Source organism: Brachybacterium sacelli, assembly GCF_017876545.1.
Taxonomy (GTDB): Bacteria; Actinomycetota; Actinomycetes; order Actinomycetales; family Dermabacteraceae; genus Brachybacterium; species Brachybacterium sacelli.
This window is the reverse complement of sequence record NZ_JAGIOD010000001.1, coordinates 2793374-2808915: the sequence shown is the minus strand read 5'-3', so window position 1 is coordinate 2808915 and position 15542 is coordinate 2793374. Positions and strand designations below refer to the sequence as shown.

The 15542-nt window shown below is 73.3% G+C and carries 14 protein-coding genes; 8 read left to right on the top strand and 6 right to left on the bottom strand.

Annotation, left to right across the window (positions count from 1 at the left end; translation table 11 throughout):
- Positions 1–19 precede the first annotated feature (19 nt).
- The 3 genes from treY to JOF43_RS12670 all read left to right on the top strand — a co-directional run bounded on the left by treY (position 20) and on the right by JOF43_RS12670 (position 5459).
- Positions 20–2593: a malto-oligosyltrehalose synthase gene (treY, locus tag JOF43_RS12680; protein WP_209902514.1), complete on the top strand. Its 2574-nt coding sequence runs from the start codon at positions 20–22 to the stop codon at positions 2591–2593.
- A complete protein-coding gene (treZ, locus tag JOF43_RS12675) occupies positions 2590–4404 on the top strand; it encodes a malto-oligosyltrehalose trehalohydrolase (RefSeq protein WP_209903346.1) in 1815 nt (604 codons plus the stop codon). The genes treY and treZ overlap by 4 nt, the downstream gene beginning before the upstream one ends.
- 80 nt (positions 4405–4484) lie before the next feature.
- On the top strand, positions 4485–5459 hold the full coding sequence (locus JOF43_RS12670; protein WP_209902513.1) for a C-terminal binding protein: 975 nt from the start codon (positions 4485–4487) through the stop codon (positions 5457–5459).
- Positions 5460–5545: 86 nt separating this feature from the next.
- Here the strand turns inward: JOF43_RS12670 and JOF43_RS12665 are convergent, their stop codons facing one another.
- The 3 genes from JOF43_RS12665 to JOF43_RS12655 form a co-directional block, all read right to left on the bottom strand.
- Positions 5546–6205 (bottom strand): 2-dehydro-3-deoxy-6-phosphogalactonate aldolase, encoded by a 660-nt coding sequence (locus JOF43_RS12665; protein ID WP_209902511.1) that lies wholly within the window; start codon positions 6203–6205, stop codon positions 5546–5548.
- Positions 6206–6330: 125 nt separating this feature from the next.
- On the bottom strand, positions 6331–7071 hold the full coding sequence (locus JOF43_RS12660; protein ID WP_209902509.1) for an SDR family NAD(P)-dependent oxidoreductase: 741 nt from the start codon (positions 7069–7071) through the stop codon (positions 6331–6333).
- A gap of 53 nt (positions 7072–7124) precedes the next feature.
- The gene (locus JOF43_RS12655) at positions 7125–7913 is read right to left on the bottom strand and encodes an SDR family NAD(P)-dependent oxidoreductase (RefSeq protein WP_209902507.1); all 789 of its coding nucleotides are present in this window, start codon (positions 7911–7913) and stop codon (positions 7125–7127) included.
- 140 nt (positions 7914–8053) lie between these two features.
- Between JOF43_RS12655 and JOF43_RS12650 the strand changes: the two genes are divergently transcribed.
- Complete coding sequence (locus JOF43_RS12650) at positions 8054–8923, top strand: NAD(P)-dependent oxidoreductase (RefSeq protein WP_209902505.1); 870 nt, start codon at positions 8054–8056, stop codon at positions 8921–8923.
- Between the two features lie 66 nt (positions 8924–8989).
- Here the strand turns inward: JOF43_RS12650 and JOF43_RS23160 are convergent, their stop codons facing one another.
- Positions 8990–9682, bottom strand: a complete 693-nt coding sequence (locus JOF43_RS23160; RefSeq protein WP_209902503.1) for a GntR family transcriptional regulator — start codon at positions 9680–9682, stop codon at positions 8990–8992.
- The gene (gene zapE / locus JOF43_RS12640) at positions 9679–10740 is read right to left on the bottom strand and encodes a cell division protein ZapE (RefSeq protein ID WP_209902501.1); all 1062 of its coding nucleotides are present in this window, start codon (positions 10738–10740) and stop codon (positions 9679–9681) included. The genes JOF43_RS23160 and zapE overlap by 4 nt, the downstream gene beginning before the upstream one ends.
- 104 nt (positions 10741–10844) lie before the next feature.
- Between zapE and JOF43_RS12635 the strand changes: the two genes are divergently transcribed.
- Complete coding sequence (locus JOF43_RS12635) at positions 10845–11597, top strand: dihydrofolate reductase family protein (RefSeq protein ID WP_209902499.1); 753 nt, start codon at positions 10845–10847, stop codon at positions 11595–11597.
- A 36-nt stretch (positions 11598–11633) separates the two neighbouring features.
- Here the strand turns inward: JOF43_RS12635 and JOF43_RS12630 are convergent, their stop codons facing one another.
- Positions 11634–12989 carry an alpha/beta hydrolase family protein gene (locus JOF43_RS12630; RefSeq protein ID WP_209902497.1) on the bottom strand — a complete coding sequence of 452 codons (1356 nt, stop codon included), beginning with the start codon at positions 12987–12989 and terminating at the stop codon, positions 11634–11636.
- 125 nt (positions 12990–13114) lie between these two features.
- Here JOF43_RS12630 and msrB point away from each other — a divergent pair, with 125 nt between their 5' ends.
- The 3 genes from msrB (at position 13115) to JOF43_RS12615 (ending at position 15474) form a co-directional block, all read left to right on the top strand.
- Positions 13115–13549 (top strand): peptide-methionine (R)-S-oxide reductase MsrB, encoded by a 435-nt coding sequence (gene msrB, locus JOF43_RS12625; RefSeq protein WP_209902495.1) that lies wholly within the window; start codon positions 13115–13117, stop codon positions 13547–13549.
- An 81-nt stretch (positions 13550–13630) separates the two neighbouring features.
- Positions 13631–14278, top strand: a complete 648-nt coding sequence (locus JOF43_RS12620; RefSeq protein WP_209902493.1) for a DUF3000 domain-containing protein — start codon at positions 13631–13633, stop codon at positions 14276–14278.
- Positions 14275–15474, top strand: coding sequence for an HRDC domain-containing protein (locus JOF43_RS12615; RefSeq protein WP_209902491.1), 1200 nt, complete (start codon positions 14275–14277; stop codon positions 15472–15474). The genes JOF43_RS12620 and JOF43_RS12615 overlap by 4 nt, the downstream gene beginning before the upstream one ends.
- Positions 15475–15542: the final 68 nt, after the last annotated feature.

Here is a 15542-nt window from a genome sequence, read left to right as displayed (position 1 = left end):
GGGCCCGGCACCCGGGGTAATGGAGAGTTCCGTGAGCACCGAGAGCACCGTGAGCGCCGACGCGAACGTTCCCACCTCGACGTATCGTCTGCAGCTGCACGCGGGATTCACCGCCGACGACGCCGCCGGCCTGGTCCCGTACCTCGCCCGGCTCGGCGTGGGCCACGTGTTCTGCTCCCCGGTGCTGCAGGCCGCTCCGGGCTCCACCCACGGCTACGACGTCGTCGACCACTCCCGGATCAGCGCCGAGATCGGCGGGGAGGCGGCGCTGCGGCGCCTGGCGGCGGCCGCCCACGCCCATGGCATGGGTCTGATCGTCGACGTGGTGCCCAATCACATGGCCTTCCCCACCCCGATCTGGCACAACCACGCCCTGTGGTCGGTGCTGCGCGACGGCCCGGGATCCCCCTACGCCGACTGGTTCGACATCGACCCCTCGGCCGAGCGCTCGATGCTGGTGCCCGTGCTCGGCCGGCCGATCGGTGCGGTGCTCGCCGACGGTGAGCTCACCACCGGGGTCGAGAACGTCCCGCAGGCCGACGGCTCCACGGCGGAGGAGACCGTGGTGCGCTACGCGGACCACCGGCTGCCGGTCGCGGCCGGCACCGAGCACCTGGGCCTGGCGGACCTCCTGGATCGCCAGTGGTACCGCCTGGCGTACTGGAAGGTCGCCGACGACGAGCTGAACTATCGGCGTTTCTTCGACGTCGACACCCTCGCCGCCCTCCGCGTGGAGCTGCCGCACGTCTTCGAGGCCTCCCATGCGACGCTGCTGCGACTGCAGGGCGAGGGCGTGATCGACGGCTATCGCATCGACCATCCGGACGGTCTCGCCGATCCGCGGGGCTATCTGCACGACCTCGAGCGGGCCACCGGCGGGGCCTGGACCGTGGTGGAGAAGATCCTGGAGGGGGACGAGCGTCTCCCCGGCGACTTCGCCTGCGCCGGCACCACCGGCTACGACGCCCTGTGGCGCGTGGGAGGGCTGTTCCAGGACCCGCACGGAGCGCTGGGCCTGACCCACCTGTGGCAGCGCCGCACCGGGGACCTGCGCCCCTTCTCCGAGATCGCCGAGGAGTCCGCCGAGCACGTCATCTCCACCAGTCTGTGGGCCGAGCTCGAACGGCTCACCGCCCTGATCCATCACATCTGCCTCGAGGACATCCGACTGCGGGACACCACCCGGCGCACGGTGCAGAAGGTGATGCGGGCGCTGCTGGTCGCCATGGACCGCTACCGGGCCTACATCGTGCCCGGGGAGCCGACCCCCGGGGCGGAGCGCACGGTCATCGAGCAAGCCGCCGCCCGAGCGCGGCTCGTGCTCGGTGACGACGAGGACGTGGTCACGGCGCTGGAGACGGTGGTGGCGCTGGTGTGCGGAGACGAGGTGGGCAGTGCGGGGCGCACCGACAGCGCAGAGCGCGCCGAGGTCGTCATCCGCTTCGCCCAGACCTGCGGACCCGTGCACGCCAAGGGGCTCGAGGACACCGCCTTCTACCGCTACACCCGGTTCGTGGCCGCGACGGAGGTGGGGGCGGATCCGGAGCGGATCGGGGTGGAGCCCGATGAGCTCCACGACCACGCCCTGACCATGCTCCGCACCCGCCCTGACACCATGACCACCTTGTCCACGCACGACACCAAGCGCAGCGAGGACGTCCGGGCCCGGCTCGCGGTGCTCACCGAGGACCCCTTGGACTGGGCGCTGCTGGTGCAGGACCTCGACCGGGCCACCGCCCAGGCACGCGGCGACCGGATCGACGGGGCGATCGAGCTGCTGCTGTGGCAGACGCTCGCGGCCTGCTGGAACCTGCCCGGCGCCGACGTGCCCCGGATCTCCGCCGAGCGACTCGAGGCGTACCTCCTCAAGGCCATGAGGGAGGCGAAGACCCACACCACCTGGACCGATCAGGACCTCGAGTACGAGCGGCAGGTGCTGGGCCTGGGTCGGGCCGCCCTCGCCTCCGCCGAGGTCGATTCCCTGCTGAGCGACTGGACCCGACGCTCGCTCCCCGCCCAGCGCGCGACGATCCTCGGCCAGAAGCTGGTCCAGCTGATCATGCCCGGCGTCCCGGACGTCTACCAGGGCAACGAGAGCGTGGACCTCTCCCTGGTGGATCCCGACAACCGTCGTGCGGTCGACCACGCCGCGCACGCCGACCGGCTGACGCGGATGATCGACGGCGCCGGCCCGGACGGGATCGGCGACGAGAAGCTGTGGCTGACCCATCGCGCCCTCTCCCTGCGCCAGGAGCGGCCCGAGCTGTTCCGGGGCCGTACAGCGACCTACCATCCGCTGGCGACCACCACCTCCCACGCGGTGGCTTTCGGGCGCGCCGTGGGCGAGGGACCCGTCGAGGTCGCGGCCGTCGCCACCCGCCTGGCCCACGGTCTCGCCCAGCGGGGCGGCTGGGGCGATTCCCACCTCGCCTTGCCCTCGGGGCGATGGCGGGACGTCCTCAGCGGTGCGGGGACCGACGGCGGGATGGTGTCACTGCACCGGTTGCTCTCTCACTGGCCGGTCGCCCTGCTGGTGTGCGAGGGCCGCGACGACGAGGCCGCGCCCACCGCCGAACCCGGGACGCTCCGGTGAGCACGCCCGTGGCGCGGCCGGTGCCTCCCCGGGCCTACGACCGCTATGAGGTGTGGGCCCCGTCGAGCCGGGACGTGCGGATCCGGGTCGACGGCGTCGAGCACGCCATGCACCCCGGCCCGGACGGCTGGTTCACGCTCGAGGAGGTGCCGGCGGTGCCCGGGGCCCGCTACGCCTTCCGCCTCGCGACGGGGCAGCCCTGGCTGCCCGACCCGCGCTCCCTGCGCCAGGTGGACGGCGTCCACGGCGACAGCGAGGTCGTCGACCCCCGGGCACTGCGGGGGCGGACGGCCTGGTCGGGCCGGGATCTGCGCGGCGCGGTCCTGTACGAGCTGCACGTGGGCACCTTCACCGCCGGTGACGACGGGCGCGGCGGCACCTTCGACTCGGCGATCGGACGTCTCGACGATCTCGTCGCCCTCGGCGTGGACGCCGTGGAGCTGATGCCCGTCGCCACCTTCCCCGGCGACCGTGGCTGGGGCTACGACGGGGTCGGCCTGTACGCGACCCACGAGGCGTACGGAGGCCCGGCGGCTCTGGCGCGCTTCGTCGACGCCGCCCATGCCCGCGGGCTCGCGGTGGTGCTCGACGTGGTGCACAACCACCTCGGGCCCGCCGGCAACTACCTCGGGCACTTCGGCCCCTACTTCACCGAGTGCCACCGGACCCCGTGGGGGGAGGCCGTGAACCTCGACCAGGCCGGGTCCGGCACGGTGCGGGACTTCCTGCTCGGCAGCGCCCGGCAGTGGTTGGTCGACGTGGGCCTTGACGGCCTGCGGCTGGACGCCGTCCACGAGCTGCACGACGACTCCGCCCGGCATTTCCTGGCCGAGCTCGCCGAGGCGGTCTCCGCCTGGGAGGCGGAGACCGCCCGACCGCTGACCCTGATCGCCGAGTCGGACCGCAACGACCCCGCCACGGTCACACCCACCGCGGAAGGCGGTCTCGGGATGGACATGCAGTGGGCCGACGACGTCCACCACGGCGTGCACGCCTGGATCACCGGCGAGCGCGCCGGGTACTACGCGGACTTCGGCTCCGCCGAGGTGCTGTCCGCCGTGCTGACGCGCATGTTCCTGCACGCCGGAACCTTCTCGACCTTCCGTGGCGCCGTCTGGGGAGCGCCCGTGGACCCCACCGGTGCGCACTACGACGGCCACTCCTTCGTGACGTTCCTGCAGGACCACGACCAGGTGGGCAATCGGGCCGGCGGCGACCGCATCCACCATCGTCTCTCCCCCGCCCAGCATGCCGCGGCGATCTCGCTGATCCTGCTGGGGCCGGGAACACCGATGTTGTTCCAGGGCGAGGAATGGGCCACCTCCGCCCCGTTCACGTTCTTCACCGATCACGACGACGAGCTCGGGCCGCTGGTGAGCGCGGGCCGGGCGGCGGAGTTCGCGGAGATGGACTGGGACGGCGACGTGCCCGACCCCCAGGCGCGCACCACCTTCACCGCCTCGATCCTGCCGTGGGGCGAGCGCGGCGAGGGCGAGCACGCCCGGATGCTCGAGTGGTACCGCACCCTGATCGCGCTGCGCCACGAGCACCCCGCGCTCCGCGCCGGGGATCTGCGCCGCACCCGCGTCGAGATCCTCGCGGAGGGCACCGTGCTGCTGCACCGCGGCGAACTGGCCGTGCTCGCCCATCGCGGACCGGGGCCGGCACCTCGTCCTCCCAGGGCCCGCGAGGTGCTCGCCTCCTTCGGCGAGCTCCGGCGCGCCGCGTGTGGCACCGTCCACATGGCCGACGCGGGGGCCGCGATCCTCCTGCTCGACGGAGAATCAGGAGGCCGGCCTCACGCGACATAGAGCGCCGCGGGCCCGCCGTCCGCGCCCCGACCGCGCCGCACGCCGCGGCGGCGGAGCATCGTCCCCGAGGAGAGGAACCCATGAAGATCGTCATCACCGACCTGGACCAGGAGCGCACCACCGAGGAGGAGGCGGTCGCCGAGACCGCCGGCGTGGAGCTGGTCCGGGAGCAGGCGCGCACCGAGGACGAGGTGATCGCCGTCGCCCAGGGCGCCGACGCCCTCCTCGTGCAGTACGCCCCGATCACCGACCGGGTGCTCGAGGCCCTGCCTGCGGTGCGGGCGATCGGCCGTTACGGGGTCGGGGTCGACACGATCGATCTGGCCGCGGCCACGGCGCGCGGCGTGGCGGTCTCCAACGTGCCCGACTACGGCACCGAGGACGTCTCCGACCATGCCGTCGCGCTCGCCGTGTCCCTGTCCCGCGGGATCGTCGCCCTCGACCGGAACCTGCGCGCGGGCACCTACTCCCTCGCACCGGTCAAGCCGCTGCACCGGCTGAGCACCCGCACCTTCGGCGTGATCGGTCTGGGACGCATCGGCGCGGCCACGGCCCGCAAGGCGAGGGCGCTCGGATTCGCGGTCCAGGGCTTCGACCCGATGCGCGAGGCCGGGACCACCACCGAGGACGACATCCCCGTGCGCACCCAGGACGAGGTCCTGTCCACGTCCGACGTGCTCAGCATCCACGTGCCTCTCACGGAGGACACCCATCACCTGATCACCACCGACACCCTCGCCCGGATGCGTCCGGGCTCGCTGCTGGTCAACACCAGTCGCGGTGGGGTCGTCGACACCGACGCCGTGGTACGGGCGCTGGAATCGGGACATCTGCGCGCAGCGGGGCTGGACGTGTTCGAGATCGAGCCGCTGCCGCAGGACAGCCCTCTGCGGGAATGCCCGACCGCGGTGCTCACTCCCCATGCCTCCTGGTACAGCGAGGAGTCCGAGACCGAGCTCAAGCGACGCGTGATCGAGAATGTGGTGGAGGTCCTCGCCGGCCGCACCCCTCGCAACATCCTCAATCCCGAGGTGCTGGGCGGCGCCGCCGGCTGATCACTACGCGGCCGCCCCTCGTCGGGGCCGGGCACCGCGCAGGCGTCTCCCCCCGGGGCCGGAGCCGCACCTGGGGCGTCCTTCCCCTACTGCGCGGAGCCCTCCCGCTGCTGCGCGCCGGATGCCGCGCGGACGAGGCCGGCGGCGGTGGTCCGGACCTCCTCGGCATCACGGCCCGGGGCGTACAGGAAGGTCCCGATCCCGGCGCCCGCTGCCCCGGCGCGGATCCATCCCGGGAGCGTCTCGGTGGTGATGCCGCCGACGGGCAAAAAGGCCGTGCCCGCGGGCACGACGGCGCTCCAGGCCCGCAGCACGGCGGTGCCCAGGGCATCGGCCGGGAAGATCTTCAGGTGGCGGGCGCCGGCTCGCAGCGCGGCGAAGACGTCGGTGGCGGTCGCGACCCCCGGGTACGGGATCAGGCCGAGGCCGAGGGAATCGGCGATCACCTCGGGGTCCGTGTTCGGGGCGACGACCAGGCGGCCCCCGGCCTCGACGACCCGGGGTACGTCGGCGGGGTCGACGACGGTGCCCGCCCCGATCTCCGCCTGCTCGCCGTAGCGCTCGGTGAGGATCCGGATCGAGTCGAAGGGCCGCGGCGAGTTCAGCGGCACTTCGAAGCAGGTGATCCCCGCGTCGAGCAGTGCCTGCCCGATGGCGGGCGCCTCGTCGGGGGTCAGCCCCCGCAGGATGGCGACCAGCAGCGGCGGCGTCGAGTGCAGGGAGGTCGAGGAGCTCGAGGAGGTCATGCGGCGATCCTTCCATGGATCATGGGGCACCGGCGAGCGGGCGGCACCGCAGCGGGCGGTCGACGTTCGCGCGTGTGGGCGGCGCGCGGGCCGGATGCTCGCGCGGGGCCGCGGGCACATCGTGCTCAGCGCCCGAGGTACCCGCCGTCGACCGGGAGCACCGCTCCGTGCACGTAGTCGGCACCCTCGCTGGCCAGGAACAGCACCATGCCGGCGACGTCCTCGGCGCGGCCCCAGCGTCCGGCGGGGATGCGGGAGACGATCTCGGCGTTGCGGGCCTCGTCCTCGCGCAGGGACACGTTGAGCTCGGTGGCGATGTAACCGGGGGCGACGGCGTTGACGGCGACCCCGCGCCCGGCCCACTCGTTGGCCACCGACTTCGTGAACTGGGCGACGGCACCCTTCGAGGCGGCGTACGCCGAGGCGTTCACGCCGCCGAAGTACGAGAGCATCGAGGCGAGGGAGACGATGCGGCCGTGGCCGCGAGCGAGCATCGGTCGGCCGAATTCCTGCGTCAGCTGCACGACCGCTTCCAGGTTGACGGCCATGACCTGGGAGAACTCCTCCAGCGGGAAGTCCTCGAGGCCGTGGCGGAGGTTGATGCCGGCGTTGTTGACCAGCAGATCGACCTCGTGCTCGGCGAGCACCCGCTCCACCGCCGCGGCGCGGGCGGTGGGGTCGGCGAGGTCCACGCCCACGCACTCGTGGCCGGGACCGACGGGCTCGGTCCCCCGCTGCAGACCGATCACGTGCGCGCCGGCGGCGAGCAGGCGCTTCGTGATCGCGCGGCCGATGCCGCGGGTGGATCCGGTGACCACGGCGGTGGTGCCGGCGAGGTCGACGTGCAGGGTTCCGGTGGCGGGCATGGCGCTCCTGGGATCGGTGGGACGGGCCGGGGGGGGCTTCCCCGGTGGTGGAGTCAGTGGATGTGGGAGCCGCCGTTGACGTCGAGGGTGACGCCGGTGAGATAGCCGCCGTCGCGGCCGAGCAGGTAATGGATGGCTCCGGCGACGTCGTCGACGGTGCCGACCCGCCCGACCGGCAGCTCCTGCAGCAGGAACTCCTTGCGCTCGTCGCTCAGGCGCCCGCCCATGATGTCGGTGTCGATCGAACCGGGCGCCACGGAGTTGGCGGTGATGCCGTACTCCCCGAGCTCGCGGGCCCAGGTCTTGGCCAGGCCCAGCAGCGCGGCCTTGGAGCCGGAGTAGGCGGCGCGCCCGTAGACGCCGCCACCGCGCTCGGCCGACGCGCTGGAGACGTTCACGATGCGGCCCAGGCTGCGGCGACGGAAGATCCTCACCGCCGCCCGGGTGACGAAGAAGGTGCCGTGGACGTTGACGTCGAACACCCGCTTCCACTCCTCGGTGCCGACCTCGGTGAACGGTGTCGGCGAGGAGATGCCGGCGTTGTTGACCACACCCACCAGCTGCGGCAGCTCGGCGTCGACGCGGGCGACGGCGCGGTCGACCTGCTGCTCGTCGGAGATGTCCACGCCGAGTCCCAGGGTCGCGACCCCGTGCTGCTCGGCGACCTCGTGGGCGACCTCGGCGGACGCCTCGGCATCCAGGTCGAGGACCGCCACGGCCCAGCCCTCCCGCCCCAGGCGGTGGGCGGTGGCGCGGCCGATGCCGCGCTCGGAGGCGGCGCCGGTGAGGAGCGCGGTGGGCTGCTGCGGGAAGTCGGCAGCGGGGTACGGCGTCAGCGCCATGGCAGGCTCCTGTGTGGTGGGGGTCGACCGGCGGGTCCGTCGGCCCCGAGACGGGATCGGCCGGACGGCCACCTGTCGACCAGAAATAAAATATGATTCAGAGTCTACGGTCGTCCCCCGGCCCTTGTGAAGGAGCAGTCATGGACAGCGCACGCGTCGCGGTGATCGGCCTGGGGCCGATGGGGCATCCCCTCGCCGCCACCCTCCTGGATGCCGGCCTCACCACCGTCGTGTGGAACCGGACGGCGAGCCGGGCCGACGATCTCGTCGCGGCCGGCGCGATCCGGGCCGCGGGCCCGGCCGAGGCCGCGGCGCCGGTGATCCTCTCCGTGCTTCCTGACGTCGCACCCCTGCGTGAGCTGCTCGACGCGCCGACCCGGGAGGCCTGGGGCGCGGCCGGCGCGCGAGTGGTCGTCCTGTCGACCACCGGCCCCGAGCAGGTGGTCGCGCTGGCGGAGGAGCTCGCGCCCGACGGGATCGCGGTGGTCGACGCACCGATGTCCGGCGGGGTCGCGGGGGCGGCGGCGGGCACCTTGTCGATCATGGTCGGGGGCGCGGAGGAGGATGTCGCCGCCGTGCTCCCGGTGCTCGGGACGATCGGCGGGATCGTCCTGCATCTGGGACCGCTCGGCACCGGCACGGTCGCCAAGCTGTGCAATCAGATCGTCGTCGGCGGCACCCTCGCCGCCCTCGCCGAGGCCTTCTCCCTCGCTCGCCGCAGCGGGCTCGACGTGGAGCAGCTGGTGACGCTGCTGGAAGGAGGCCTCGCCCGCAGCGAGGTGCTCGCTCAGAAGAAGGAGAAGTTCGTCGGTCGCGAGTACTCCCTGGGCGGCTCGGCAGCCAATCAGGTCAAGGACCTGACGTACGCAACCGCGGCCGCCGAGGGTGCGGCGCTGCCCGCCCGCCTGCTGCCGGCCCTGCTGGAGCTCTACCTCGAGACGGTGGACCGGGGCGACGGCGGGAAGGATCATGCCGTGGTCCAGGAGCTCTATCTCGACCCGGAGGCCTGAGCCCGCCGGCGCCGGCACCTCTCGGTGCTCCTCGCGCCCCGCGCGGCGAGGCCGTCCCTTCCCCCTTCATTCCCCCGGGCCACGCAGAGCCCGGTCCGTCACCGCCCGCACATGGGCGGTCATCGCCTCCCGCGCGGCCTCGGCGTCCCCGTGATCGATCGCCTCGAGCACCGCTGCGTGCTCACGCACCGAGATCTCGGCATCGTCGACACCCGCTTCGCCGAAGCGGCGGAACCTCAGCGTGTGCACGGGGATCGCCTCGAGCGCGGAGGCCAGGTACGGGCTGCGCGCCGCGCGGGCGATCTCGGCGTGGAAGGAGCTCGACTGGTCGAGGTAGCCCTCGTACTCCTGGAAGCGCGTACCGATCCCCGCCGCGGCGGTCCGTCGGAGGGTAGCGTCCAGCGCCTCCCGCTCGGCGGACGTGGCGCGCTGCGCGGCGAGCGCGGCGAGCTCCGGCTCGAGCAGTTCGCGGGCCTCCCCCATGGTGCGCACGTGCTCGTCGTCGGGCGGCCTCGTGACGACGAAGCCGCGCATGGGCAGGTACTCGACGAGCTTCTCGCCGGTGAGCAGGTGGAGAGCCTCCCGCACCGGGGTGGCGCTCATCGCGAGCTCCGTCGACAGCCCGGCGATGCGCAGCGGCGTGCCCGGGGCGAGGGCTCCGTCCATGATCCGTCCGGCAAGGGTGCGCCGTGCGTGCTCCGAGCGGGAGTGCCGCACCGCCCGCCCTTCCCCCGGGTCCCTGGTCGGCTCCTCGCTCACGCGCTGCGCTCTCCGGCCGGGTCCGCGCTGCCACCCGTCAGGAGGCCGGAGCCGTCGTGGGCGAGCGATGCCAGGCGCGACAGGGCCCGGTAGTACTTCTTGCGATAGCCGCTGCGCAGCAGCTCGGGAGCGAAGAGGTCCTCGACGATCCCGGCGCCGGGCCCGGAGGAGATCAGCGCAGGCACCTCACGGTCGTAGAGGCGATCCACCAGCACCACGAAGCGCAGCGCGTCGTGATGGTGGGTCAGGCCGTGCAGTCCGGTCACGTGCGCGGAGGCCACGCCGTCGATGAGGGCGCCGTAGCGGGAGGGGTGGACCGTGGTGAGGTGGGACAGCAGCTCGTCGAAGTCGTCGAGGGTGCTGCCGGTCTGCTCCTCGGCGTGCTCGCGCACCGTGGGCTCGGCCAGGGAGCGGATCTCGGCGACCCCGTCACGGCGACGGTAGTCCTCGCCGTCGATGCGCAGCACCTGGAATCGTTCGGCCATCGCCTGGATCTCGCGCAGGAAGTCCTGCGCCGCGAAGCGCCCCTCCCCGAGCGCGTCCGGCAGCGTGTTCGAGGTGGCCACGACGGCTACACCGCGGTCGGACAGCTCCCGGATCAGCCGGGTCATGAGCAGCGTGTCGCCGGGGTCGTCGAGCTCGAACTCGTCGATGCACACCAGCACCGACTCGCCCAGCAGCTCCACGGCGCGCTGGAAGCCGAGCGCGCCGACCAGGTCCGTGTACTCCACGAAGGTGCCGTAGACCCGCTTGCCCGGGACCGCATGGAACAGGGAGGTCAGCAGGTGGGTCTTGCCCACGCCGAAGCCGCCGTCGAGGTAGATTCCACGGGCCGTCCGGGGTCGACGCCGCAGCTTGGCGAGGAAGCCGCCGGTGGGCCGGCCGAGCTGGGCGGCGAACTCGCTCACGAGCTGCTTCGCCTCCTCCTGGGAGGGGAAGGCGGGGTCCGGCACGTAGTTCTCGAGCCGTGCACGGGAGAACCGCGGCGGGGGCACCAGATCTGCGAGCAGCCGCTCGAGGGTCGGTTCGGGCCGTCGGTCGCAGAGCGCTTCAGTCACGGCGGCCAGTGTATGTTCCGTCCGCGGCCCCGGTGCCGGGTCGTGCGCCCAGGCGTCGTGCGCGATGATCAGAGCCACACCTCGACGTCGTCCCGGAGGATCTCGTGCACCTGCTGCTGCGTGACGGAGCCCTGCTCCCCGCCCCGTTCCCGCTGGGCATCGGCCCGGAGGCGGCACGGGCGATCGCCGACCTCTATGCCCTGCCCGCGCTGCCCGCGGGCACCGCGCACGTCCGGGCCATGATGAACGCCACCCTCGACGGGGCGGTCCACGGGGCCGACGGCACCAGTGGGACCCTGCGCAATCCCGACGACTCCCTCGTCTTCGGCGTGCTGCGCGCCCTGGCGGACGTGGTGCTGGTGGGAGCCGCGACAGTGCGCGTGGAGGACTATTCCCACGTCCAGGGCCGCGGTGACCTGCTGGAGCCCTCCCGTCGGCCCGGCGGCGCCCCGCGCCCGGCCCTCGCCGTCTGGTCCGACAGCGGGGACCTGCCAGACGCGCTCGATCGCAGCGGACCGCTCCATCTCATCTCCTCTCCCGCATCCGCGGCGGAGGCAGGTCGGCGCGCCGACCTGGACGCGGAGCACGTGATCGCCGCCGCCACCCCGTCCGCGGCGATCGAGGGCCTGGCCGCGCGGGGGATGCGCAGCATCCAGGTGGAGGGCGGGCCCTCCACCCTGGGACGGCTCGCGGCCGACGGACTGCTCGACGAGCTGTGCTTCTCGACCACGCACCGCACGGTCGGCGGCGGCTCCCCGCGCGTGCTCCGGGGAGCCGCGCACGATCAGCGCTGGGAGCTGTCCTCGCTGCTGCTCGGCGAGCACGCGACGGTCTCGCGGTACCGCCGGGAGCGCTGAGCGCGCCGGGACCGCGGGTTCAGGCTCTCCGCCCGTTCACAGTCGCAGGCCGGTCGAGTCCTCCAGGGCCGCCGAGGCCGGGTCGCGCACCGGCAGCTGCAGCGCGGCGGCCTCGGCCTCGAGGCCGAGCACCCGCCCCAGGAAGTCAGCCAGGTGCCGCTCGTACCGTGCCGGATCCCGGTTCCACTCGCGGGTGTGCGAGGCGCCCTCGAAGGGCACGAACTCCACCAGATCGGGGCGCAGGGCGGCCAGGCGGCGGCTCGGCTCCGGCGGCACCGTCGCGTCGTCGAGGGCGTGGAACAGCTGGATGGGATGGATGAGGTGCTCGGCGTAGTGCTCGGGCGTCATCTCGTCCAGTGCGATCGCCTCGTGCAGACGCACCAGGCGGGCCCCGACCGCGGAGGTCATCATCCACATCGCCAGCGTCCGCATCGCCCGCGGCGCCTTCAGCGCGGTGGCGTGGTAGATCAGGATGTCCTGCCAGTCCACCGCCGGGGAGTCGAGCACCAGGCCGACGACCCGGTCCCGGTGCGCCGTGCGCACGGAGGCGCGCAGGGCGATGCCGCCACCCATCGACCAGCCCATCAGCACGATGCGACGGGCGCCGTGGGCCAGCGCGTACTCGATCGCGGCCTCGGTGTCCTCCCACTCGTCGGCCCCGAGGTGGTACATCCGGTCCGCGGAGTCCGGAGCGCCCGTGTCGTTGCGGTAGGTGATGGTCAGGCTGGTCAGCCCCAGGCGGTGCAGCAGCGGGATCACCCGCAGCGCCTCGCCGCGCATGGAGCCGTGACCGTGGATCAGGATCGCCCAGGTGTCGGAGCCGCCGGGCACCGAGCCGAGCCCTTCGTCCGGGCGCACCAGCCACGCGGGCATCGAGCCGACGGGCGAGTCGACCTCGACCTCCTCGGTCCCCAGCCCGTGGGCGGTCGCCGGGGAGCCCGCCCAGAAGAACCCGTTGACGGCGGCCTTGGCCACCCGGAGGGGTTCGGCGGTGTCCGCGGCCAGCAGCGGCCGCGAGACGGTGGTGGGGGTGGGACGACCGTCCACGGGTCCCAGCCGCACGTGCACCGTGCCCCCGGACTGCCGGAGCGCGAGGTAGCCGTCCCGCACGGACTCCTTGGTCGCCTCGACGTGGACCCGGTCGGGGTGCACCGCGCGCACGGGAAGGTCGGGTCGCCTGCGCAGTCCTTGCTGGGGAACCAGCGGCAGGCGCGCCATCACCCGGGCGCCGACGGCCAGCAGACCTGCGCTGAGCGTGAACGCCGAGGCGGCGCCGACGGCACCGACGACCGCTGCCTCCGCCCATCGGCCCTGGTCGGAACGGGGCCGAATGGCCCGGGTCCATCCCAGGGGACCGGTGGCGGGGCGGCTCCGGACTTGGTCACGCGTCATACCGTGCATCCTATCCGCGCACTAGGATCGACACTGTGAACACCGCGTTCATCATCCGGAGCGGGACGGTCGCGTCCCGCGCACGAGCGCGACGCCCCGGGCGTCGCAGAGCGGAGGCAGCTTCGATGTCCACCGATCCCATCGGCACGCGCACCTACCCCCTCACCATCAGCGACGAGCAGTGGCGCGAGCGCCTCTCCCCCGCCGAGTACCAGGTGCTCCGTCAGGGCGGGACCGAACGTCCCGGCACCGGCGAGTACGAGGAGGTGCGTCCCGCCGGCACCTACGCGTGCAAGGCCTGCGGCGCGGAACTGTTCACCGCCGAGACCCAGTTCGACGCCCACTGCGGCTGGCCCGCCTTCTACGCGCCGACCGATTCCGAGTCGGTCGAACTGCTCGAGGACAGCTCCCTGGGCATGCGCCGGATCGAGGTGCGCTGCGCCTCGTGCGGCTCGCACCTCGGCCACGTCTTCGAGGGCGAGGGCTTCTCCACCCCCACCGATCAGCGCTACTGCATCAACTCCATCAGCCTCGTCCACAGCGACGACACCGCGGCCTGAGCGGTCCCCGCGCCCGGGGACCGCCCCAGGCACCGGCGCGCCTGACGGGTCCGGGCACGGCGCGCGACTAGTCTCCCCAGCGTGCCCGTCCATCGAATCCGCACCGGCGACGACACCTTCCGTGCCGCCGTCGACGCCATGACCCATGCCACGCTCCGACCGGAGTTCGAGTGGCGAGAGATCCCTGCGCCCTCGAAGATGGCGCCGTCGACGTGGGCCTGCACCGGGGAGATCCTGATCCATGACGAGGAGCTCGCCTCCGGGCGCCTGGTGATCCTCCACGACCCTGCCGGCCAGGACGCCTGGGACGGCACGTATCGGATGGTGGCGCTGGTCCAGGCGCAGCTGGAGCCCGAGTTCGCGATCGAGTCGATGCTCGGGGACGTGGCCTGGTCCTGGGTCACCGAGTCCCTCGAGCTGCACGGCGCCGACTCCCGGGAGCTGGGCTGCACCGCCACCCGGGTGGTCTCGCAGTCCTACGGGGCGCTCGCGGAGCGCCCCTCGACCGTGGACGTCGAGATGCGCGTGTCCTGGACCCCCGAGCACGAGGCGGTGAGCGAGGGCGACGGGCAGGGCCGCGGGCCCGACCTCGCCCCCCACTTCGCCGCCTGGACGGCGATGCTGGCCGCCGCGGGAGGCCTGCCCCCGGCCCCGCCGCGCATCGCCCCGATCGCCCCCACCCACCATGCGAGGGCGCCGCGCCCCGAGGAAGCCGGTGACGCCCGGTGACAGAGTCCGCCCCCGTCACCGATCTCACCTCTCCGCGCAGCGGCCTCGTGCCCGTCATCGATCGGATCCAGCCCCTGCTCGCCTGGTGCGAGGCCGCCGCCTCCGCACCGCAGGAGCCCGTCGCGGTCGATGCCGAGAGAGCCTCCAGCTACCGCTACAGCTCCCGCGCCTACCTGGTGCAGCTGCGCACCGAGGCCGCGGGCACCGCGCTGATCGATCCGTTGGCCTTCACCCTGCCCGCCCGCCTGCTGGATCTGCTGGCGCAGCGGGAATGGGTGCTGCACGCGGCGGGACAGGATCTCCCCAGCCTCGACGAGCTCGGGATGCGTCCCGCGGCGCTGTTCGACACCGAGCTGGCGGCCCGTCTGCTGGGGATGGAGCGAGTGGGTCTCGGCGCTGTCGTGGAGGACGCGCTCTCGCTGCGCCTGGCCAAGGAGCACTCCGCGGCCGACTGGTCCCGGCGCCCGCTGCCGGAGGGGTGGCTCACCTACGCCGCCCTCGACGTCGAGGTGCTGGTGGAGGTCCGCGACGTCCTCGCCGCGCGACTGCAGGAGGACGGCAAGGCGGAGTGGGCCCGCCAGGAGTTCGAGCACGAGCGGCTGCGGGACCACGGTCCCACACGGTCCTCGACCTGGCGGGGGCTGCACGGCCTGGGAGGTCTGCGCTCGGCCAAGCAGCTGGCCGCCGCCCGGGAGATGTGGGCACGGCGCGACGAGATCGCCGGCGCCGAGGACCTCTCCCCGCACCGGGTGATCAAGGACCGCGACCTGGTCGCCGCCGCCAAGGAGGCGCCCCGCGGGCGGGAGGCCTTCGAGCAGGCGTTGCCGGCGAAGCTGCACCGCAAGGACCTGTGGTGGCAGGCGGCGCGCTCGGGCCTCGGGCTGCCCGCCTCGCACCTGCCCGAGCGCAGCGAGCGCTCCTACCCCCCGCCGCACAAGCTGTGGTCCAAGAAGTACCCGGAGGTGTGGGAGCGGTACCAGCTGGTGCGCGTCGCCGTCGGCCAGCGCGCCGAGGACCTGGAGCTGCCCGCCGAGAACCTCCTGCAGCCCGCCGTTCTACGGCACTGGGTGTGGGAGCACGAGCAGGCGCCCGCCGAGGACGTCCTCGAGTCCGAGCTGCTCGCGCTCGGCGCCCGGCCCTGGCAGGCCGAGCAGGCCGGCCCGGTGGTCCACCGCGCGCTGACCGAGGACGACTGAGCGCGCCTTCCCGCCGTCTCGGACACCGCACTGTGCATGCCCGAGCGGCCGCTCTTGCTTGGGGCGGC